The following is a 22,621-nucleotide window of genomic DNA, read 5'->3' as shown; positions in this document are numbered from 1 at the left end:
CGGTGTCTTTGCCCGCTGAGAACATCGAAAGGTGACATCTGACATGGCTCAAACGTTCCTTGGCCAGAAACGTCTTCGTAAATATTACGGCAAAATCCGCGAAGTTTTGGAAATGCCGAACCTCATTGAGGTGCAGAAATCTTCTTATGATCTTTTCCTGCGCTCCGGCGATGCAGAACAGCCCACAGACGGCGAAGGCATCAACGGCGTGTTCCAGTCGGTTTTCCCGATCAAGGATTTCAACGAAACCTCCGTTCTGGAGTTCGTGAAATACGATCTGGAGAGACCAAAATACGACGTCGAAGAGTGCATGCAGCGCGACATGACCTATAGCGCGCCGCTGAAGGTCACTTTGCGTCTGATCGTGTTTGATGTCGATGAGGACACCGGCGCGAAATCGGTCAAAGACATCAAGGAACAGGACGTGTTCATGGGCGATATGCCCCTGATGACACCGAACGGAACGTTCATCGTGAACGGCACCGAGCGTGTGATCGTGTCCCAGATGCACCGCTCGCCCGGTGTGTTCTTTGACCACGACAAGGGCAAGACCCATTCCTCGGGTAAACTGCTGTTTGCCTGCCGCATCATCCCGTATCGCGGCAGCTGGCTTGACTTTGAGTTCGACGCCAAAGACATCGTGTTCGCCCGTATCGACCGTCGCCGCAAACTGCCTGTGACAACCCTGCTCTATGCGCTGGGTCTGGATCAGGAAGCGATTATGGACGCGTATTACAACACCGTGTCCTACAAGCTGGACAAGAAGAAGGGCTGGGTAACGCCGTTCTTCCCGGAACGTGTGCGCGGCACCCGCCCGACCTATGATCTGGTCGACGCGAAATCCGGTGAAGTCGTTGCCGAAGCGGGCAAGAAAGTCACTCCGCGTGCAGTCAAGAAGCTGATCGACGAAGGTACCGTCACCAACCTGCTGGTGCCTTTCGACAACATCGTCGGCAAGTATGTCGCCAAAGACATCATCAACGAAGAAACCGGTGCGATCTATGTCGAAGCCGGGGACGAGCTGACACTGGAATACGACAAAGACGGCGACCTGATCGGCGGCACCGCAAAGGAGCTGATCGACGCGGGCATCACCGACATCCCGGTTCTGGACATCGACAATGTCAATGTCGGTCCCTACATGCGTAACACCATGGCGCAGGACAAGAACATGAACCGCGAAAGCGCGCTCATGGACATCTACCGCGTCATGCGTCCGGGTGAACCGCCCACCGTCGAAGCTGCTTCGGCCCTGTTCGATACCCTGTTCTTCGATAGCGAGCGTTATGACCTGTCTGCCGTTGGCCGCGTGAAAATGAACATGCGTCTGGCGCTGGACGCGCCGGACACCACGCGCACCCTGCGCCGCGAAGACATCGTGGCCTGCATCAAAGCGTTGGTGGAGCTGCGCGATGGTACGGGCGACGTGGATGATATCGACCACCTCGGCAACCGTCGTGTGCGTTCGGTCGGCGAACTGATGGAAAACCAGTACCGCGTTGGCCTGTTGCGCATGGAGCGCGCGATCAAAGAGCGTATGTCGTCGGTCGAGATCGACACTGTCATGCCTCAGGACCTGATCAACGCGAAACCGGCTGCGGCTGCTGTTCGTGAATTCTTCGGCTCGTCGCAGCTGTCGCAGTTCATGGACCAGACCAACCCGCTGTCGGAAGTTACTCACAAACGCCGCCTTTCGGCGCTTGGCCCTGGTGGTCTGACGCGCGAGCGTGCGGGCTTTGAGGTCCGCGACGTACACCCGACCCACTATGGCCGGATGTGCCCGATTGAAACGCCGGAAGGTCCGAACATCGGCCTGATCAACTCGCTGGCCACCTTCGCCCGCGTGAACAAGTATGGCTTCATCGAAACACCGTATCGCGTCGTCAAAGACGCTGAGGTGACCGATGAGGTTCACTACATGTCCGCGACCGAAGAAATGCGTCACACCGTGGCGCAGGCGAACGCGACGCTGGATGCGGATGGCAAGTTCATCAACGATCTGGTGTCGACCCGTCAGGCCGGTGACTACACTCTGGCTCCGCGCGAGAATGTGGACCTGATCGACGTGTCGCCGAAACAGCTGGTATCGGTTGCTGCATCGCTGATCCCGTTCCTTGAAAATGACGACGCCAACCGCGCTCTGATGGGCTCGAACATGCAACGTCAGGCGGTTCCACTGCTGCGTGCCGAGGCACCGCTGGTCGGTACCGGGATCGAGGAAAAGGTTGCGATCGACTCAGGCGCTGCTATCCAGGCGAAACGCGCCGGAATCATCGACCAGGTTGATGCCCAGCGTATCGTTATCCGCGCTACCGAAGATCTGGAACTGGGCGACGCTGGCGTTGATATCTACCGTCTGCGCAAATTCCAGCGGTCGAACCAGAACACCTGCATCAACCAGCGTCCGCTGATCAAGGTAGGTGACACTGTCCAGAAGGGCGAGGTCATCGCCGATGGTCCGTCGACCGATATGGGTGAACTGGCCCTTGGTAAGAACGTGGTCGTCGCGTTCATGCCGTGGAACGGTTACAACTACGAAGACTCGATCCTGATCTCGGAACGTATCGCGCGGGATGACGTCTTTACCTCGGTCCATATCGAGGAATTTGAAGTCGCCGCCCGTGATACCAAGCTGGGCCCGGAAGAGATCACCCGCGACATCCCGAATGTCGGTGAAGAAGCGCTGCGCAACCTCGACGAGGCGGGCATCGTTTACATCGGCGCGGATGTTGAGCCGGGCGATATTCTGGTCGGCAAGATCACTCCGAAGGGCGAAAGCCCGATGACCCCGGAAGAAAAGCTGCTGCGCGCCATCTTCGGTGAAAAAGCATCTGACGTGCGCGACACCTCGCTGCGCGTGAAGCCGGGCGATTACGGGACTGTCGTCGAAGTCCGCGTCTTCAACCGTCACGGCGTCGAGAAAGACGAACGTGCGCTGCAGATCGAGCGTGAGGAAGTCGAACGTCTGGCCCGTGACCGGGATGATGAGTTGGCGATCCTCGACCGCAACATCTATGCGCGTCTGCAAGGTCTGATCCTGGGTAAAACCGCTGTCAAAGGCCCGAAAGGCGTCAAGGCAGGGTCTGTGATCACCGAGGAGCTGCTGGAAACCCTGACCCGTGGTCAGTGGTGGCAGCTGGCGCTGGAAGGTGAGCAGGACGCACAGATCGTCGAGGCTCTGAACGAGCAGTACGAAGTGCAAAAGCGTGCTTTGGACGCCCGTTTCGAGGACAAGGTTGAGAAGGTCCGCCGTGGCGACGACCTGCCGCCGGGTGTGATGAAGATGGTCAAAGTCTTCATCGCCGTGAAGCGCAAGCTGCAGCCGGGCGACAAGATGGCCGGTCGTCACGGGAACAAAGGTGTGATCTCCAAGGTCGTTCCGATGGAAGACATGCCGTTCCTGGCCGATGGTACGCCGGTTGACTTCTGTCTGAACCCGCTGGGTGTGCCTTCGCGTATGAATGTCGGTCAGATCCTTGAAACCCATATGGGTTGGGCCGCACGTGGTCTGGGTCTGAACATCGACGACGCTCTGGGTGAATACCGCCGCTCCGGCGATCTGACCCCGGTGCGCGAAGCGATGAAGCTGGCGTATGGTGAGAATGTCTACGAAGAAGGCATCACCGGTCTGGACGAGGATGGCCTGATCGAGGCTGCGGGCAACGTGACCCGCGGTGTTCCGATCGCAACCCCGGTCTTCGACGGCGCCAAAGAGGCGGACGTCAACGACGCGCTGGTGCGTGCGGGCTTCTCGGAAAGCGGTCAGTCGATTCTGTTCGACGGTCGTACGGGTGAGCAATTCGCACGTCCGGTGACCGTGGGCATCAAGTACCTGCTGAAACTGCACCACCTGGTGGATGACAAGATCCACGCGCGTTCGACCGGTCCGTACAGCTTGGTTACCCAGCAGCCGCTGGGTGGTAAGGCGCAGTTCGGTGGTCAGCGCTTTGGTGAGATGGAGGTCTGGGCTCTGGAAGCTTACGGCGCCGCCTACACCCTGCAGGAGATGCTCACCGTGAAATCGGATGACGTCGCCGGTCGGACCAAGGTCTATGAGTCGATCGTCAAGGGCGAGGATAACTTTGAAGCGGGCGTACCAGAATCGTTCAACGTTCTGGTGAAAGAAGTCCGTGGCCTCGGCCTGAATATGGAACTCCTGGATGCGGAGGTGGATGAGTAATCAATGAACTGGGTTGGGGAGCTTCCAGTATGGACTGGTGTCCTAGGAGCTTACCTGAGTGGCTGCCTCATAATAGCGTCAATTCAATACGCCCCGTACAGCACCTCAACCCTGTTCAAGATTCTAAGACCGATACTCTTTCTTTTTGGAGGGTTCGCCTTCCTAGCGTCGGTCCGTATCATCTTCTTCTAAATCCCCTAAGAAAGGGACTTTAAATGAACCAGGAAATCACCAATAACCCGTTCAACCCGCTGACGCCCCCGAAGGTCTTCGACGAGATCAAGGTCTCGCTGGCGTCGCCCGAGCGGATTCTGTCTTGGTCCTATGGCGAGATCAAGAAACCCGAAACCATCAACTACCGGACGTTCAAGCCTGAACGTGACGGTCTGTTCTGCGCGCGTATTTTTGGCCCGATCAAAGATTACGAATGTCTGTGCGGCAAATATAAGCGGATGAAGTATCGCGGCGTTGTCTGCGAGAAATGCGGTGTGGAAGTCACCCTGCAGAAAGTCCGCCGTGAGCGTATGGGCCACATCGAACTGGCAGCACCCGTTGCACATATCTGGTTTCTGAAATCGCTGCCGTCCCGCATCGGTCTGATGTTGGACATGACGCTGCGCGATCTGGAACGCGTTCTGTACTTTGAAAACTACGTCGTTATCGAGCCCGGTCTGACTGACCTGACCTACGGCCAGATGCTGACCGAAGAAGAGTACATGGATGCGCAGGATGCCTATGGCATGGACGCGTTCACCGCCAATATCGGTGCCGAAGCTATCCGTGAGATGCTGGCCCAGATCGATCTGGAAGCCGAAGCCGAGCAGCTGCGCGCTGATCTGGCCGAAGCAACCGGCGAACTGAAGCCCAAGAAGATCATCAAGCGTCTGAAGGTTGTCGAAAGCTTCCTCGAGTCGGGCAACCGGCCTGAGTGGATGGTTATGACCGTGATCCCGGTCATTCCGCCGGAACTGCGTCCGCTGGTCCCGCTGGATGGTGGCCGTTTCGCGACCTCGGATCTGAACGATCTGTATCGCCGTGTCATCAACCGGAACAACCGTCTGAAGCGTCTGATCGAACTGCGCGCGCCTGACATCATCGTCCGCAACGAAAAGCGGATGCTGCAGGAATCCGTGGACGCTCTGTTCGACAACGGCCGTCGTGGCCGCGTGATCACCGGCGCCAACAAGCGTCCGCTGAAATCGCTGTCGGACATGCTGAAAGGCAAGCAGGGCCGCTTCCGTCAGAACCTTTTGGGTAAGCGTGTCGACTTCTCGGGCCGTTCGGTCATTGTAACCGGTCCGGAACTCAAGCTGCACCAGTGTGGTCTGCCCAAGAAGATGGCGCTGGAACTGTTCAAGCCGTTCATCTACTCGCGCCTTGAAGCCAAGGGTCTGTCTTCGACCGTGAAACAGGCGAAGAAACTGGTCGAGAAAGAGCGTCCCGAAGTGTGGGATATCCTCGACGAGGTGATCCGCGAACACCCTGTCATGCTGAACCGTGCGCCGACGCTGCACCGTCTTGGCATTCAGGCTTTTGAGCCGGTCCTGATCGAAGGTAAAGCCATCCAGCTGCACCCACTGGTCTGTTCGGCCTTTAACGCCGACTTCGACGGTGACCAGATGGCCGTTCACGTCCCGCTGAGCCTTGAGGCCCAGCTGGAAGCGCGCGTTCTGATGATGTCGACGAACAACGTTCTGTCGCCTGCAAACGGCGCACCGATCATCGTTCCGTCGCAGGATATGATCCTGGGTCTCTACTATGTGACGCTTGAACGCGAAGGCATGCCGGGTGAAGGCAAGGTCTTCGGGTCTATCGAAGAAGTTCAGCACGCGCTGGACGCCGGTGAAGTGCATCTGCACACCAAGATCACCGCGCGGATCACGCAGATCGACGACGAAGGCAACGAAGTTCAGAAGCGTTTCGAGACCACTCCGGGCCGTCTGCGCCTGGGTGCTCTGCTGCCGATGAACAACAAAGCGCCGTTCGAGCTGGTCAACCGCCTGCTGCGGAAGAAAGAAGTGCAGCAGGTCATCGACACCGTCTACCGGTATTGCGGTCAGAAAGAGTCGGTTATCTTCTGTGACCAGATCATGTCGATGGGCTTCAAAGAAGCGTTCAAGGCGGGCATCTCGTTCGGTAAGGACGACATGGTCATCCCAGATGACAAGTGGGGCATCGTCGATGACACCCGCGGTCAGGTGAAAGACTTTGAACAACAGTACATGGACGGCCTGATCACTCAGGGCGAAAAGTACAACAAGGTTGTCGATGCCTGGTCGAAGTGTAACGACCGCGTCACCGAGGCTATGATGTCGACGATCTCGTCGTCGGATCGGGCAGAGGACGGCTCCGAGCAGGAACCGAACTCGGTCTACATGATGGCCCACTCCGGTGCGCGTGGCTCGGTTACTCAGATGAAGCAGCTGGGCGGTATGCGCGGCCTGATGGCCAAGCCGAACGGCGACATCATCGAGACGCCGATCATCTCGAACTTTAAAGAAGGTCTGACCGTTCTCGAGTACTTCAACTCGACCCACGGTGCTCGTAAGGGTCTGTCGGATACCGCTCTGAAGACGGCGAACTCGGGTTACCTGACCCGTCGTCTGGTGGACGTCGCGCAGGACTGCATCGTTCGTGAGATCGACTGTGGCACTGAACGTGGCATCACTGCAGAAGCAGCGGTGAATGACGGTGAGGTTGTTGCATCCCTGGCCGAGCGTGTGCTGGGTCGCGTGGCGGCAAGTGATATCCTGCGTCCGGGATCGGATGAGGTATTGGTGGCAACCGGTCAGTTGATCGATGAGCGTATGGCTGACTCGATCGATGAAGCCGGTGTTCAGTCGGCCCGCATCCGCTCGCCTCTGACCTGTGAGTCAGAGGAAGGCGTCTGCGCGATGTGCTACGGTCGTGACCTTGCGCGCGGTACTATCGTGAACACAGGTGAGGCTGTCGGCATCATCGCCGCTCAGTCCATCGGTGAACCGGGTACACAGCTGACGATGCGGACCTTCCACATCGGTGGTGTTGCCCAAGGTGGTCAGCAGTCGTTCCAGGAAGCCAGCCAGGAAGGCGTCGTTTCGTTCGAGAACCCGCAGATCCTGGTCAATGCCGCAGGCGAAAGCCTGGTCATGGGCCGGAACATGAAGCTGGTGATCAACGACGAACACGGCGAAGAGCGTGCCAGCCACAAGCTGGGCTATGGTTCCAAGCTGTTCGTCAAAGACGGCACCAAAGTGGCCCGTGGCGACAAGCTGTTCGAATGGGATCCCTACACCCTGCCGATCATCGCCGAGAAAGCCGGTACTGCGAAATATGTCGATCTGGTTTCGGGCCTTGCTGTTCGTGACGAGACCGACGATGCAACCGGCATGACCCAGAAGATCGTGATCGACTGGCGCGCTGCGCCCAAAGGCAGCGACCTCAAGCCCGAGATCATTCTGGTCGGTGAAGATGGCGAGCCGGTCCGCAACGATGCGGGCAACCCGGTTCACTATCCGATGTCGGTGGATGCGATCCTGTCGGTCGAAGACGGTCAGCAAGTCGAAGCCGGTGACGTTGTAGCGCGTATCCCACGTGAAGGCGCCAAGACCAAGGACATCACCGGTGGTCTGCCGCGTGTGGCCGAACTGTTCGAAGCCCGCCGTCCGAAAGATCACGCGATCATCGCAGAAGCCGATGGTTACGTGCGCTTTGGCCGCGACTACAAGAACAAGCGCCGCATCAGCATCGAACCGGCGGACGAGTCCATGGAGACCATCGAGTACATGGTGCCCAAGGGCAAGCACATCCCGGTCGCAGAAGGGGACTTCATCCAGAAGGGTGAATACCTGATGGACGGTAACCCGGCTCCGCATGACATCCTGTCCATCATGGGGGTCGAAGCGCTGGCGGATTACATGATCGACGAGGTGCAGGACGTTTATCGTCTGCAGGGCGTGAAGATCAACGACAAGCACATCGAAGTCATCGTGCGCCAGATGCTGCAGAAGTGGGAGATCCTGGATTCAGGCGACACCACCCTGCTGAAAGGCGAACATGTCGACAAGCAAGAGTTCGACGCAGCCAACGAGAAGACCATCGCCCGCGGTGGTCGTCCGGCTCAGGGCGAGCCGATCCTCTTGGGGATCACCAAGGCTTCGCTGCAAACGCGTTCGTTCATCTCGGCGGCGTCGTTCCAGGAAACCACCCGCGTGCTGACCGAAGCTTCGGTTCAGGGCAAGAAGGACAAGCTGGTTGGCCTGAAAGAGAACGTCATCGTTGGTCGCCTGATCCCCGCCGGGACAGGGGGTGCCACCCAAAACGTCCGCCACATTGCGCAGAGCCGCGACAATGTGGTGATCGAAGCGCGCCGGGAGGAGGCCGAAGCCGCCGCCGCACTGGCCGCGCCAGTGATGGAGGATGATCTGGTCGGTGACGAACTTGATGTTCTGGTGGAGACGCCGGAAAGTCGCGAGTAAGCTTCGGCAAACGACAGTCTGAGAAGGCCCCGCAACAACGCGGGGCCTTTTTTATTTTGAATCAGTATCTTGGCGTTTTATCAATCGCGACCACTCAGGGCTTTGGTTATGCATTGTAGGCACTTTGCCGCCGCTTGGAGTTGTTTCAAAGATCGCTTGAGCATCCACAAGTGGACCAATCTGTAAAATGATGCAAGAATTGGAATTATTCTTAGGGTAGATTCCAATGATTGAGTTTGAAGCTTCTTCAAGAAGCTCTATGAGAATTGGCTTGGCCTTGAGTTTCGTTGTCGGCATCGCATCCCTACCACGCGATGCACAGGCTCAGGCTGGCCCCTGCGGAAGCTTGGGAAATCTGTATTCGTTGAGCACAACGGCGGACGGTAGCCAATCGCTCTGGCTATCCAGAACCACCGCGGGTTCGGCGTTTGCATTGGACGCAACCGTTTCTTCAACACGTGTTGATACGTGGATTGGCTCAGGTTTGCATATTTCGGCGTCTCCTTTTGTTGCGGTGGGACCCGCCGGAGCCCATACGCTTTCGGAGATTTCGGGTGACACTTCGGGTTCGGGTTGCGCAATTGCGACCACCAACCAATTGGCGCGTCCCAGTCAGAGGCTGCCGCCTGTTCCCGGTGGTGGATCCGGCGGAGGGGGACAACCCATAACCGAAAGCGCGATCATTGGTTTTTCCCCGACGCTGTTGGGGCATTGGTCAATTACCGAACGTTTGAGCAGACGGTCGCTTGGGCCGTATGGTGTCGAAGAATTGGGCAACTCCGCAACCGACGAGGACAGCTTTGCCTGGTTCGATACGTCATTCTCTTATGCCAACAATGATCAGTATTCCCGAGATGGAAGCGACTCGAGCGCTCAGCTGATTTTTGGTCTGGATGTTTGGAGTGACGACGTTTTGCAGGTTGGTATTGCAGCCGGTTTGGACGCCGCCAATTCAAACTCGTTCAACAATACAGTTTCTGCCGACATAAACAGCTATTTTGTGGGTCCCTATCTCGGGTGGCGACCGGACAATTCCACGTTGGTGGATGTTTGGCTCGGCTACGCAAATCGAGAAGTCACCAACCGGATCGGAACCTTTGGATCTTCTTTTGATGCGGATCGTTTCTTTGTCGATGCGAATCTAACCAGGCGCCTCAATCGCGGTAACCTGTCAATTTTCCCAAAACTCGGCGTCTTTTATGCGCAGGACGACATGCCGGATCATCAATACACAGATGGCGTCACCGCTTTCAATGTGGCCAGCAATGATGCCGAAACCCTCATCGCAAGAGTCGCCGTTGACGTATGGGTCGACCCACTTGCCGGATCGAATGGGGTGCAATGGCTTCCGTTCTTTGGTGCAGGCATTGATTGGTACGCAGAACGTCCCGGAGATGGTCTTGTTCTGGGCAATGATCTGGAAATCGAAAGCGTTGGTGATGTTGTTGGTTCTCTCTCTGCGGGGACGGACCTTCTGACGAACAATGGCGGGCGCTGGACTACCAGCATCCTCTACGATGGAATTGGGCTAAGTGGGTACAATGAAGTCGAAATTGAGTTTGCCTACAATTTTGAGTTTTAAACTCAAGAGCCGCTCGAAAACCGGTCCCTCCTCACCATGCAGCAGTTGACAACACGTCCACTCATTGGGCCAATGTGCCGGTTGAATTGAGGCTGGTTCGAATTGTCATGACACCAAACATCAAGGGTGCCTTGCTGATGACGGGCAGCATGGCGGCGTTCACCTTGAACGATACGCTGGTAAAGGTTGCCCTGCAGGAAATGCCCTTGTTCCAGTTGGTTGCAATGCGCGGGTGTCTGGCCGCCTTTCTGGTCTACCTGTTGGCACGGTCGATTGGTGCGCTTCACCTGAATTTCTCGCGCCATGACAAATGGTTGGTTGCCCTGAGGTGTCTGGCAGAGTTGTCCGCGACCTTCTTCTTTCTCACAGCGCTAAAGAACATGCCGCTGGCAAATGTGACCGCCGTGCTTCAGGCATTGCCGTTGACCGTGACCTTGGGGGCGGCCTTGTTCTTCTCCGAGCATATAGGCTGGCGCCGAATTCTGGCGATCACCATGGGGTTTGTAGGCATGCTGCTGATCGTACGGCCCGGGCCAGAGGGGTTCAGCGTCTTTTCGGCTTACGCTCTGGTGGCGGTGTTGTGCATCACTCTGCGCGATCTGATTACGCGGCGTATGTCGCCCGATGTTCCGTCATTGGTCGTTACCCTGGCAACGTCCATTTCCATAGCGATTGCGGCGGCTGTTGTGTCCGTATTCGAGGGATGGGTGCCGGTTTCAACTGGCGCTGGCATATTGGTGGCATCCGCGGCGGTGTTCGTGCTGATGGGATATCTGTTCAGCGTCATGGTGATGCGTGTTGGCGACGTTGGATTTGTCGCCCCCTTCAGGTATTCGAGTCTGATCTGGGCGTTAGGGCTGGGTTGGCTTGTGTTTGATGAGTGGCCTGACGGCGTGACCCTTCTGGGGGCTGCGCTTGTTGTTGCAGCCGGGATGTTCACCCTGTTCCGCGAGCGGGTGCGTCAAGAAACAGAATGAACCTGCCGGACGGTGTTTTGGTCGATGGCAAACCGCGCGATGAACTCACCTTCTTGTTCAGGAGTGAGAGGTTTTAGTTCTTTGGTGTTTTTGCGAGCTCCCGGGGCATCGTTGAAGCTGCTAAGGGTCCTGACCCACATGGGGGCGTCCGGATAGCTGACAACGGGCATGAACCGCCCGAGCCTGTGGTGCGTAAAGCTGATGATGGTTTGTTTGCACTTGCCGGAGACATACATACCGAGACCTACGCCCAATAAGGATTTGAAAACCTCAGTTGCGCAGATTCCGTTTGACGTCATTCGCGCAAAGAACCCCCGGTTAAAGTCGATACCCACAGTGCGGTTGCGCTCTAGCAAAATCTTGTTTTCTTTGGCGGCGTTTCGCAACCGTTCTACGAAATCAACAGACACTGCGTCATCGTCGTCATGGCGAAACTGCAGGCATGACTGATCGGGATTTATCCGCGCCGCATTCAGAACGTCCTTCATCACCTGCCTATGCTTAAGACTGGTATCGGACGGACGCTGAACAATTTGAACCTGTTTCATTTCCGCAGTCAGGTCGTGCAGCCGATCGAACGCCGCTTTGGGAAGACAATCTCCGATCACCACCTTCAATTGAAAATCGTCGTCGGTCTGTTCACGAAAGCAGGGCAGGGTGGAGGACTCAAAAAGACGGAACCGCTCCTCCAGGCGGTCCGGTTGGTAGAGATGCCGCCGTCGCTGTTCCACGGTATCGTGTACGACTTGAAAACTGCTGAGGGCCGGGTAAGAAAAACGGCACAGGCCGATGACTTGCATGATTCAACCGTCTTAAGATCTCTGGGGTCACTATGCCGGTGACCTCAGTTGCCCGCAATGCGGTAGTGTTTTTACGACTTTGGATTTGAATGGATAACAAGGCACTTCCCGGCGGCTTGGATATGTGCGGGGCGTGCTGTTGACACTTGCATCGACTCCCCTTAAGACGCGCGCATCTCGGTACCGGGGGCCGCCCCGTAACCGATTTCAGTAATGAACTGGTCAAGGCCCGGACAATTTTGTCGTTCGCGCCCTCTGATAACAAACCGCGACGTTCACCTCGGAATGGGAACGCTCGCGGGTTTTGCGCTTGTGGACGCATAAGTGTAGCGAATTTAACCGCACGCAGCCGCGTGCATGTCATGTGTGTTGCAAAACGGGGAAGAAACCGGAATGCCAACTATTCAACAGCTGATCCGCAAACCGCGGCAGCCCAAAGTAAAACGCTCGAAGTCCATGCACCTGGAGCAGTGCCCGCAGAAACGCGGCGTCTGCACACGTGTATATACCACCACACCAAAAAAGCCGAACTCGGCTATGCGTAAGGTTGCCAAGGTGCGCCTGACCAACGGGTTCGAGGTCATCTCGTACATCCCAGGTGAAAGCCACAACCTACAGGAACACTCGGTTGTTCTGATCCGTGGCGGCCGTGTGAAAGACCTTCCCGGTGTGCGTTACCACATCCTGCGCGGTGTTCTGGATACTCAGGGCGTCAAAGACCGTAAGCAGCGTCGTTCGAAATACGGCGCGAAGCGTCCCAAGTAAGAAGGAGAGGCTGATATGTCACGTCGTCACGCCGCCGAAAAACGCGAAGTCCTGCCTGACGCCAAATTTGGCGATAAGGTACTTACCAAATTCATGAACAACCTGATGATCGACGGCAAGAAGTCGGTCGCAGAGCGCATCGTCTACAACGCCTTTGACCGCGTTGAGAACAAGATCAAGCGCGCACCTGTCGAAGTGTTCCACGAAGCGCTCGACAACATCAAACCGTCGGTCGAGGTTCGCTCGCGCCGGGTTGGTGGTGCAACCTATCAGGTTCCGGTCGAAGTCCGCCCCGAGCGCCGCGAAGCTCTGGCCATCCGCTGGCTGATCACCGCTGCCCGTGGCCGCAACGAAAACACCATGGAAGAACGCCTCGCCGGTGAACTGCTGGACGCTGTACAGTCCCGCGGTACCGCCGTGAAGAAGCGCGAAGACACCCACAAGATGGCCGAGGCGAACAAAGCCTTCAGCCACTACCGTTGGTAATTCAGAGGCTTATCAAAAATGGCACGCGAATATCCGCTCGAACTATACCGTAACTTCGGTATCATGGCGCACATCGACGCAGGTAAGACCACCTGCTCGGAGCGTATCCTGTATTACACTGGTAAATCCCACAACATCGGTGAGGTGCACGATGGTGCAGCCACCATGGACTGGATGGAGCAGGAGCAGGAACGCGGCATCACCATCACTTCGGCTGCGACCACCACTTTCTGGGAGCGCACTGAGGACGGTCAGACCGCCGATACCCCTAAGCACCGCCTGAACATCATCGACACCCCCGGCCACGTTGACTTCACCATCGAAGTTGAACGCTCGCTGGCGGTTCTCGACGGTGCCGTCTGCGTTCTGGACGCAAACGCCGGTGTTGAGCCTCAGACCGAAACCGTGTGGCGTCAGGCTGACCGCTACAAGGTTCCGCGTATGGTTTTCGTCAACAAGATGGACAAGATCGGCGCGGACTTCTTCAACTGCGTTCGCATGATCGAAGACCGCACCGGCGCACGCGCTGTTCCGGTTGGTATTCCGATCGGCGCCGAGTCCGAGCTGGAAGGTCTGATCGATCTGGTCACCATGGAAGAATGGCTGTGGCAGGGTGAAGATCTGGGCGCAAGCTGGATCAAAGCACCGATCCGCGACAGCCTGAAAGACATGGCTGACGAATGGCGCGGCAAGATGATCGAAGCGGCCGTCGAAATGGACGACGACGCGATGATGGAATACCTGGAAGGCAATGAACCCGACATTCCGACCCTGCGCGCCCTGCTGCGCAAAGGTACTCTGGACATCGCGTTCGTTCCGGTTCTGGGTGGTTCGGCGTTCAAGAACAAAGGCGTTCAGCCACTGCTCAACGCTGTGATCGACTATCTGCCCAGCCCGCTGGACGTTGTTGATTACATGGGCTTCAAACCCGGCGACGAGGAAGAAGTTCGTGACATCGCCCGTCGTGCAGACGACGAAATGGCCTTCTCGGGTCTGGCGTTCAAAATCATGAACGACCCCTTCGTTGGCTCGCTGACCTTTACTCGGATCTACTCGGGCACCATGAACAAGGGTGACTCGATCCTTAACTCGACCAAAGGTAAGAAAGAGCGCATCGGTCGTATGATGATGATGCACTCGAACAACCGGGAAGAGATCGAAGAAGCGTTTGCAGGCGACATCATCGCGCTGGCGGGTCTGAAAGACACCACCACCGGTGACACTCTGTGTGACGCAAAGGATCCGGTGGTTCTGGAAACCATGACCTTCCCCGATCCGGTGATCGAAATCGCGGTTGAGCCCAAAACCAAGGGCGACCAAGAGAAGATGTCCCAGGGTCTGGCCCGTCTGGCCGCCGAAGACCCGTCCTTCCGTGTGGAAACCGATATGGAATCGGGTCAGACCATCATGAAGGGTATGGGCGAACTCCACCTGGACATCCTGGTTGATCGTCTGAAGCGTGAATTCAAGGTCGAGGCCAATATCGGTGCGCCGCAGGTGGCCTATCGTGAGACCATCGGTCACGAGGTCGAACATACCTACACCCACAAGAAACAGTCGGGTGGTTCGGGTCAGTTCGCCGAGGTGAAGATGATCATCTCCCCGACAGAGCCGGGGGAAGGGTATTCGTTCGAAAGCCGCATCGTTGGTGGTGCCGTGCCCAAGGAATACATCCCGGGCGTTGAAAAAGGCATCAACTCGGTCATGGACAGCGGCCCGCTGGCCGGCTTCCCCGTGATCGACTTCAAGGTCGCGTTGATCGATGGTAAGTTCCACGACGTTGACTCGAGCGTGCTGGCGTTCGAAATCGCATCGCGGATGTGTATGCGTGAAGGCATGCGCAAAGCTGGCGCGAAACTGCTGGAACCGATCATGAAGGTCGAAGTGATCACCCCGGAAGAATACACCGGCGGTATCATCGGCGACCTGACCTCGCGTCGTGGCCAGGTGTCTGGTCAGGAACCGCGCGGCAACGCGATCGCGATCGACGCGTTTGTTCCGCTGGCGAACATGTTCGGCTACATCAACACTCTGCGTTCGATGTCGTCGGGCCGTGCCCAGTTCACCATGCAGTTCGACCACTACGATCCGGTTCCGCAGAACATCTCGGACGAGATTCAGGCGAAATACGCATAAGCGACGATTTGAGGGAGCTCCGGTCAGGGGCTCCCTTCATTACCGAAAAAGGAGGCCATCATGGCAAAGGAAAAGTTTGAGCGTACAAAACCGCACGTCAACATTGGCACGATTGGGCATGTTGACCACGGCAAGACGACGCTGACCGCAGCGATCACCAAGTATTTCGGTGACTTCAAGGCGTATGACCAGATTGACGGCGCGCCGGAAGAGAAAGCGCGCGGCATCACCATTTCGACCGCCCACGTGGAATACGAGACCGACGCGCGCCACTATGCGCATGTCGACTGCCCCGGCCACGCTGACTACGTCAAGAACATGATCACCGGTGCTGCCCAGATGGACGGCGCGATCCTGGTTGTGAACGCAGCCGACGGCCCGATGCCGCAGACGCGTGAGCACATCCTGCTGGGCCGCCAGGTTGGCATCCCGAAGATGGTCGTGTTCATGAACAAGGTCGACCAGGTCGACGACGAAGAGCTGCTGGAACTGGTGGAAATGGAAATCCGCGAGCTGCTGTCTTCGTATGAATACCCCGGCGACGATGTTCCGATCATCGCAGGGTCGGCTCTGGCCGCGATGGAAGGCAACAACCCGGAAATCGGCGAAGAGAAGATCAAGGAACTGATGGCGGCTGTTGATGAGTATATCGACACCCCTGAGCGTGAAGTTGACAAGCCGTTCCTGATGCCGGTCGAAGACGTGTTCTCGATCTCGGGCCGTGGTACCGTTGTCACGGGCCGTGTCGAGCGTGGCGTGATCAATGTGGGCGACGAGATCGAAATCGTCGGCATCCGCGACACCCAGAAAACCACCTGCACCGGTGTTGAGATGTTCCGCAAGCTGCTGGACCGCGGTGAAGCGGGCGACAACATCGGCGCCCTGTTGCGCGGGATCGACCGTGACGGTGTTGAGCGTGGCCAGGTTCTGTGTAAGCCGGGTTCGGTGACCCCGCACACCAAGTTCGAAGCCGAAGCCTATATCCTGACCAAGGAAGAGGGTGGCCGTCACACCCCGTTCTTCGCGAACTACCGTCCGCAGTTCTACTTCCGGACCACGGACGTGACCGGCACCGTGACCCTGGCCGAAGGCACCGAGATGGTCATGCCCGGTGACAACGTTGGTTTCAGCGTCGAACTGATCGCCCCGATCGCGATGGAAGACGGTCTGCGCTTCGCCATCCGCGAAGGCGGCCGCACCGTCGGCGCCGGCGTCGTGTCGAAAATCATCGAGTAATCGGTGGCGGCGATGAGATTATTCGCCGAATAATCTCGGGCCCAACCGTTGCAACAAGAAAGGCCGTCCCTCACGGGCGGCCTTTTTTTGTTTTCCAAAAATGAATTAATTGTTTGGCCACGTGGTTCAAACGCCTCGGTCTTAACTTCGAGTGGGAAGGTAAATCGCAACGTCAAGATCGACCGAGCACAAACGGATCATGGGCTGCCCAACCAGAGATGGATCAACCCAAATCCCGCTGCAAAGGGCCACCGCCTAACGGTTGGTTGCGCGTTCTTGATGAAAGAGAGGGTGAACCATGTTTGGGCTCCAGTTTGTGAACTATGGAACGCGGATACTGCACAGCAGTGACCTTGCTGACATGCGGGATGCCATTTTGTGCGAGGTAGACAGCAAGGCGGACTGGGATTGTGATAACCCGTGCGATGGAAACCCTCAGGAAGATGATCCGGTTGTTCCTCTGCCACCCTATTTTTGACAGGCAGCCAGCTTACTGAAGCAAGTCTGTTCCAGACTGTATGGCTAAATATAGTGCTTCTGAAAGCACGTGTTTATGTCCTTGCGGCTCGACGTTCTGCCGCGGGGGCGGTATGGTGTCGGACCAACTGAACCCTCCCGAATGTGATCTTTTTAAAGACAAGCCTGTTAGCGATTTTTTTAAACCAGATGGAAAATTATCTTCTTTTGTCCTTTGTCTTGCTCGGAACGGGTATTGCGATTGTCCCAATCGCCGTTTGGCTTGGGCTGGGTTCCGTTCTTGGGTTTCTTGTTGCGGGCATGCTGCTCGGTCCGGCATTAACCGCCCTGAACGTCGATGTAGGCAGCATGGAGCAATTTGCCGAGTTTGGCGTCGTCATGATGCTGTTTCTGATCGGCCTCGAACTGGCACCGAAAAAGCTCTGGGACTTAAGGCATAGATTGCTGGGCTTGGGTGGGCTACAACTGATTTGCACGACCCTCGCCATCATGGGTTTGGCGACAGCACTTGGCCAACCGTGGCCGACCGCGCTGACCATTGGGCTGATCTTTTCATTGTCTTCAACAGCAATTGTGCTTCAGACCCTGCACGAAAAAGGTTTGCTGATGGGCAGCGGAGGGCAGGCGAGTTTTTCCGTTCTGCTCATGCAGGACATTGCCGTCATCCCTATTCTGGCGCTTCTACCACTGCTGGCGATGCCCGATCTGGTGGCGGCCGGCGTCGGCACCGTCAGTCATGGACCCACAACAAACCCCGGGTTTTCCTTGAATCTGGTTCAGCACCTGCCCGAATGGCTGCGGGCACTTCTAACCCTCAGTTCAATCATACTGGTCATCGCCGGGGGCTCTTACCTGACCGGACCCGTATTCCGATATGTCGAGTCCGCCAAACTGCCCGAGTTGCTTACGGCCATGGCTCTGACACTTATCGTGGGTGTTGCAGTATTGATGATGATTGTCGGTCTGACACCGGCGCTCGGCGCCTTCATTGCGGGTGTTGCTTTGGCCAATAGTGAGTATCGGCCCGCCCTGGAAAAGGAAATTACACCCTTTAAAGGGCTGTTTCTTGGCTTGTTTTTTGTCAGCGTCGGCGCCTCGGTGAATTTTGGACTGATGGTCGATCACTTCGGAACGGTTGTTGCGATGACGCTTGGTGTGATGCTCATCAAGGCTGGGGTTCTTCTCATTCTCGGTCGCCTGTTCGGTGTGACAGGCGCGAGTAACTGGCTGTTTGCCCTTGGGATGGCGCAGGCCGGGGAATTTGGGTTTGTTCTGCTGTCTTTTTCAGTCGCAACGCATGTGTTGAGCGCGGATCTGGCGAATACGCTGATCATTGTCGTTGCGCTATCAATGGTGCTGACGCCGCTGTTTTTTGTTTTCTACGATAAGGTTGTTGCGCCCCGATACGCGCAGAACCAACAGGCCGAGAGTTAGGAGTGCAGTTTCTGGACGAAGCGTTGGAGGACCAAGGTTACTGTGCATCGTCAGCGCCGGTGTCGTGTCCATAATCATTAAGTAAGGCGGCTTTGCCGACTAGTGGGCGGCAGTTGCTCTGAAAGAGCAATGAGAGCCCAATCGATTGAACTCAAGAAGGCCGTTCCCTAGGCGGCGGCCTTCTTGAGGCATTGAAGATTGAGTCGTGATTGAGGAGTGATCATTTCGACTGCCGAATCGGAGCGTTCATTTCACGTACAACGCGAAAGCCAATCCACGGTGACCAATGATCTTCAGACAAGCTTGTACGACGAGCTGGGCGCGACAATTCTACATGCCCGGCAAAAAACCCGCCTTTGTCCACTCGTTTGCAACCCAGCGGTCTGGTTGAGGTGGCTAGATACCGACTGGAGGATACCAAACCGATATGTTTGTCATTCCAACAAGATCTTGTCATCTCCGAAAGGTTTCCGGACATATGCCTTAGCCCCCAATCATTCGCGGCATCTAGCTCATCTGCAGAGACAGGTCGTTTTTCGTTTTCAGGGTCACTTTCCCACACGATTTCACCGTCCTCCAAGTCTAGCCAGAAAACCGCAAAATTAGCTTGTTTGCGTGTCAGCGTATTACCTTGTGCAAACGGAGTATTCGCACCTGCAAGAGCTGCATATTCCCATTCTGCTTCCGTAGGTAAACGGTAAGCACTCATGCCAATCTTCTTATTGAGCCAAGCAACGTATTCCTCGGCTTCTAAGTAAGTTATCGCGGCAATCGGGCTGCGTGGATGGTCTTGATATGGTCCATTTGGATGCCGGAAATGTATGCGTTCGTCCGATCTGTCCGAACAGACTTCATCCGCCACGCAAGCCGCCCACTCTTCACGAGTGACCTCATTGCGTCCCATTGCAATTGGAATATCTATTACGACCTCGTGCTCTGGCAGTTCATTAACAAAATTGCCGTATGGAAAAGAGTCTTTGATCTTATCTGATCGAGCAATACTTTTCATCCTTTGGTGCGCTTCTTCTGCCGCAATTTCTGACGTGCCAAACAAAAATCGACCCAAAGGTAACACGATCATTTCAGGGCAAGAGTCACATTCTTTGAATGTATTGAGATCAGTGAGGTTTTGGTCTCCATAGGCTGGATTTACTATGTCGGCCTTAGCTATCGCTCCGGCCAACAGAGTGACTAGGATCAGCAAATGCTTGGCCGTTTTTTTAAAGTCCACTTTGACAACCTTCATAGCGGTGATTACTAGAGTTAGCATATTTGACTATTCCGGCGGTTTTTTGTCTTTGATCAAAATAGCTGATACTAGAAATTGCAGTCACGTTCCCCCTTGCCAAACCCCACCAACCCCACTAAACCGCGCGAGTTCTCAATAAGAACATCAAGGCGGGGTGATTCCCGCCTTTTGGGTTCGAAGAGGGTTGGCGATGCGCGTCTGTCCTCCTCTCAACCTCAACGCCTGATAAAAGGCTGTTACTATGCAAAGCCAAAACATCCGTATTCGGCTGAAGGCATTTGACTATCGCGTTCTGGATGCCAGCACGCAAGAGATCGTCAACACTGCCAAGCGGACCGGCGCGAACGTGCGCGGCCCGATCCCGCTGCCGAACAAGATTGAGAAGTTCACGGTTCTCCGTGGCCCTCACGTTGACAAGAAATCTCGCGACCAGTTCGAGATCCGCACGCACAAGCGTCTGCTCGACATCGTTGATCCGACCCCCCAAACCGTTGACGCGCTGATGAAGCTCGACCTCGCTGCTGGTGTGGACGTCGAGATCAAGCTGCAGTCGTAAGATCGGAGGGTATAGATTATGCGCTCTGGTATTATCGCAAAAAAAGTCGGTATGACCCGCCTGTTCATGGAAGACGGCAAGCAGATCCCTGTGACCGTTCTTCACCTGGACAACCTGCAGGTTGTTGCTCAGCGCACCGCTGACAAAGACGGCTACACCGCTGTTCAGCTGGGTGCTGGTGCTGCCAAAGCAAAACGCACCTCGAAAGCCATGCGCGGCCACTATGCCGCTGCAAAGGTTGAGCCCAAGCGTAAGCTGGCCGAGTTCCGTGTCTCCGAAGATGGCCTGATCGATGTGGGTGCCGAGATTTCGGCCGAACACTTCCTGGAAGGTCAGAAGGTTGACGTGTCGGGTACCTCGATCGGTAAAGGCTTTGCTGGTGCGATGAAGCGTTGGAACTTTGGTGGTCTGCGCGCCTCGCACGGTGTTTCGATCAGCCACCGTTCGCACGGTTCGACCGGTCAGTGTCAGGACCCGGGCAAGGTGTTCAAAGGCAAGAAGATGGCCGGTCACATGGGTGCTGCCCGTGTTACCACCCAGAATCTGGAAGTTGTCAAAACCGACGCCGACCGGAACCTGGTCTTCATCAAAGGCGCCGTTCCCGGACCGAAATCGGGCTGGGTCACCGTCAAGGACGCCGTCAAGAAGAAAGCACCCGAAGGTCTGCCGTTCCCGGCAGCCGTAAAAGGTGCCGCAACCGAAGCACCGGCGGAAGAAGCGCCCGCGGAAGGTGGTGAAGCATGAAACTTGATGTAATCAAACTGGACGGCGGCAAAGCCGGCAACATCGAGCTGGATGCAGACCTGTTCGGCCTCGAGCCGCGCGCGGACATCCTGCACCGTGTGGTCCGTTGGCAGCGCAATAACGCGCAAGCCGGCACCCACAAGGTAAAGACCCGCTCGGAAACCAGCTACTCGACCAAGAAGATCTATCGCCAGAAGGGCACTGGTGGCGCACGCCATGGTGACCGTAACGCGCCGATCTTCCGTGGTGGTGGTATCTACAAAGGCCCCGTGGTTCGTTCGCATGGTCACGACCTGCCCAAGAAGTTCCGCAAGCTTGGCCTGCGCCACGCTCTGTCGGCCAAAGCCAAGGCAGGGGAACTGGTTGTGATCGAGAACGCCGAAGCCGAAGGCAAGACCGCCGCTCTGGCCAAACAGGTTGCAAACCTGGGCTGGAAACGCGCTCTGGTCATCGACGGCGCGACCGTGAACGAAGGGTTCCTGAAAGCGTCGAAGAACATCGAAGGTCTAGATATCCTGCCGTCGATGGGCGCAAACGTCTATGACATCCTCAAGCGTGACACTCTGGTGCTCACCAAAGCGGCTGTCGAAGCACTGGAGGCTCGTCTGAAATGAGCGCGAAGGCAGAACACTACGACGTGATCCGCAAGCCGATCATTACCGAAAAGTCGACCATGGCGTCCGAAAATGGCGCAGTTGTCTTTGAAGTGGCGATCGACAGCAACAAGCCGCAGATCAAAGAGGCCGTTGAGGCGCTGTTTGGTGTGAAGGTCAAAGCGGTGAACACCACCGTGACCAAAGGCAAGGTCAAGCGGTTCCGCGGCCAGTTGGGCAAGCGGAAAGACGTCAAAAAAGCATATGTGACCCTGGAAGAGGGCAACACAATCGACGTGAGCACCGGTCTTTGATCCAACGCTTACTGCGAGTATTCACGGCCTCGGCGGTTCAACCCGCCGGGGCCGATTTCGTTTCGGACCCTGAAGCTGTGCGTGCGCAGGTTCTGGATCAAATGCGGGCGTTCAGCGCCGAGCCCTATTTCCAGATCGTTGACGAAAAGCTGGGGCTGCTGTCGGTTTTTGATGATCTGAAATATGACCGGGCGGATGTGGACATGATCTCTCCGGCGATGCGCAAGCATGTGGTCGGCAAGCTTGGTCCGCTTGGGTTCCGTCAGATTTCGGGCACGGTGCTGGAGCACGCCGAGGCAAACATGCGCGTCTACATGCCCAAGTTCCACGCCCTCGGAGCGTCGCCCTTCGACATCGCGCGCTATACCGAGAAACGCCCGCAGGATTACTGCCTGCTGACGCCCACGCAGGTGGCCTGTCAGTATGTCGATCACTACGCGCTGGACGACGCGGTGCAGCGGATCGAGGCGTTGATTGCGAAACACCCGATCAACCTGCTCAAACTGGCGGATTATCTGGAAGGCAAACCCAAACACCGCGCCTTTCGCGAGGTGCTGGGGCATATCAAACTCAAGCAGAGGATTGCAGTGGAGACTGAGCCGCTGTGCCGCAGGCGGTCTTTGGGGTGAGTACTT

Annotated in this window: 17 protein-coding genes; 14 read left to right on the top strand and 3 right to left on the bottom strand. The window is 56.5% G+C overall.

Annotated features, from left to right (window positions below):
• The first annotated feature begins 43 nt into the window (after positions 1–43).
• Complete coding sequence (gene rpoB, locus ACR3ES_RS22235; protein ID WP_170431203.1) at positions 44–4,180, top strand: DNA-directed RNA polymerase subunit beta; 4,137 nt, start codon at positions 44–46, stop codon at positions 4,178–4,180.
• Between the two features lie 215 nt (positions 4,181–4,395).
• Positions 4,396–8,637, top strand: coding sequence for a DNA-directed RNA polymerase subunit beta' (gene rpoC, locus ACR3ES_RS22230; protein WP_170431205.1), 4,242 nt, complete (start codon positions 4,396–4,398; stop codon positions 8,635–8,637).
• A gap of 51 nt (positions 8,638–8,688) precedes the next feature.
• On the opposite strand, the gene ACR3ES_RS22225 is transcribed toward rpoC, so the two are convergent.
• Positions 8,689–8,934, bottom strand: coding sequence for a hypothetical protein (locus tag ACR3ES_RS22225; RefSeq protein ID WP_480493525.1), 246 nt, complete (start codon positions 8,932–8,934; stop codon positions 8,689–8,691).
• A 433-nt stretch (positions 8,935–9,367) separates the two neighbouring features.
• Here ACR3ES_RS22225 and ACR3ES_RS22220 point away from each other — a divergent pair, with 433 nt between their 5' ends.
• Together ACR3ES_RS22220 and ACR3ES_RS22215 are read left to right on the top strand one after the other, a co-directional pair.
• A complete protein-coding gene (locus tag ACR3ES_RS22220) occupies positions 9,368–10,219 on the top strand; it encodes an autotransporter outer membrane beta-barrel domain-containing protein (RefSeq protein ID WP_480634758.1) in 852 nt (283 codons plus the stop codon).
• A gap of 107 nt (positions 10,220–10,326) precedes the next feature.
• On the top strand, positions 10,327–11,196 hold the full coding sequence (locus ACR3ES_RS22215; RefSeq protein WP_170431210.1) for a DMT family transporter: 870 nt from the start codon (positions 10,327–10,329) through the stop codon (positions 11,194–11,196).
• Here ACR3ES_RS22215 and ACR3ES_RS22210 read toward each other — a convergent pair.
• Positions 11,181–11,996, bottom strand: a complete 816-nt coding sequence (locus tag ACR3ES_RS22210; RefSeq protein ID WP_170431212.1) for a putative rhamnosyl transferase — start codon at positions 11,994–11,996, stop codon at positions 11,181–11,183. The genes ACR3ES_RS22215 and ACR3ES_RS22210 overlap by 16 nt on opposite strands.
• A gap of 393 nt (positions 11,997–12,389) precedes the next feature.
• Here ACR3ES_RS22210 and rpsL point away from each other — a divergent pair, with 393 nt between their 5' ends.
• From rpsL to ACR3ES_RS22185, 5 genes are all read left to right on the top strand, one after another.
• Positions 12,390–12,761, top strand: coding sequence for a 30S ribosomal protein S12 (gene rpsL, locus ACR3ES_RS22205; protein ID WP_005621086.1), 372 nt, complete (start codon positions 12,390–12,392; stop codon positions 12,759–12,761).
• A gap of 15 nt (positions 12,762–12,776) precedes the next feature.
• Complete coding sequence (rpsG, locus tag ACR3ES_RS22200; protein ID WP_039529242.1) at positions 12,777–13,247, top strand: 30S ribosomal protein S7; 471 nt, start codon at positions 12,777–12,779, stop codon at positions 13,245–13,247.
• Positions 13,248–13,265: 18 nt separating this feature from the next.
• On the top strand, positions 13,266–15,383 hold the full coding sequence (gene fusA, locus ACR3ES_RS22195; RefSeq protein WP_170431214.1) for an elongation factor G: 2,118 nt from the start codon (positions 13,266–13,268) through the stop codon (positions 15,381–15,383).
• Positions 15,384–15,443: 60 nt separating this feature from the next.
• Positions 15,444–16,619, top strand: coding sequence for an elongation factor Tu (gene tuf / locus ACR3ES_RS22190; protein WP_170438373.1), 1,176 nt, complete (start codon positions 15,444–15,446; stop codon positions 16,617–16,619).
• Positions 16,620–17,285: 666 nt separating this feature from the next.
• Positions 17,286–18,530, top strand: a complete 1,245-nt coding sequence (locus ACR3ES_RS22185; RefSeq protein ID WP_480424535.1) for a cation:proton antiporter domain-containing protein — start codon at positions 17,286–17,288, stop codon at positions 18,528–18,530.
• A gap of 220 nt (positions 18,531–18,750) precedes the next feature.
• Here ACR3ES_RS22185 and ACR3ES_RS22180 read toward each other — a convergent pair whose 3' ends face one another.
• Positions 18,751–19,761, bottom strand: a complete 1,011-nt coding sequence (locus ACR3ES_RS22180) for a formylglycine-generating enzyme family protein (protein WP_480424534.1) — start codon at positions 19,759–19,761, stop codon at positions 18,751–18,753.
• A gap of 259 nt (positions 19,762–20,020) precedes the next feature.
• On the opposite strand from ACR3ES_RS22180, the gene rpsJ reads away from it, so the two are divergent.
• The 5 genes from rpsJ to ACR3ES_RS22155 are packed head-to-tail and all read left to right on the top strand — an operon-like array spanning position 20,021 to position 22,615.
• Positions 20,021–20,335: a 30S ribosomal protein S10 gene (gene rpsJ / locus ACR3ES_RS22175; protein ID WP_008756422.1), complete on the top strand. Its 315-nt coding sequence runs from the start codon at positions 20,021–20,023 to the stop codon at positions 20,333–20,335.
• An 18-nt stretch (positions 20,336–20,353) separates the two neighbouring features.
• Positions 20,354–21,079 (top strand): 50S ribosomal protein L3, encoded by a 726-nt coding sequence (gene rplC, locus ACR3ES_RS22170; RefSeq protein ID WP_039538255.1) that lies wholly within the window; start codon positions 20,354–20,356, stop codon positions 21,077–21,079.
• A complete protein-coding gene (gene rplD, locus ACR3ES_RS22165) occupies positions 21,076–21,693 on the top strand; it encodes a 50S ribosomal protein L4 (protein ID WP_010437039.1) in 618 nt (205 codons plus the stop codon). The genes rplC and rplD overlap by 4 nt, the downstream gene beginning before the upstream one ends.
• Positions 21,690–21,986: a 50S ribosomal protein L23 gene (locus tag ACR3ES_RS22160; protein ID WP_009176651.1), complete on the top strand. Its 297-nt coding sequence runs from the start codon at positions 21,690–21,692 to the stop codon at positions 21,984–21,986. Before rplD ends, ACR3ES_RS22160 begins: the two co-directional genes overlap by 4 nt.
• Positions 21,983–22,615, top strand: coding sequence for a hypothetical protein (locus ACR3ES_RS22155; RefSeq protein WP_170437275.1), 633 nt, complete (start codon positions 21,983–21,985; stop codon positions 22,613–22,615). The genes ACR3ES_RS22160 and ACR3ES_RS22155 overlap by 4 nt, the downstream gene beginning before the upstream one ends.
• Positions 22,616–22,621: the final 6 nt, after the last annotated feature.

The organism is Ruegeria sp. B1 (genome assembly GCF_056535885.1).
Note: the sequence above shows the minus strand (reverse complement) of the source record. Positions and strands in the feature narration are given on the sequence as shown.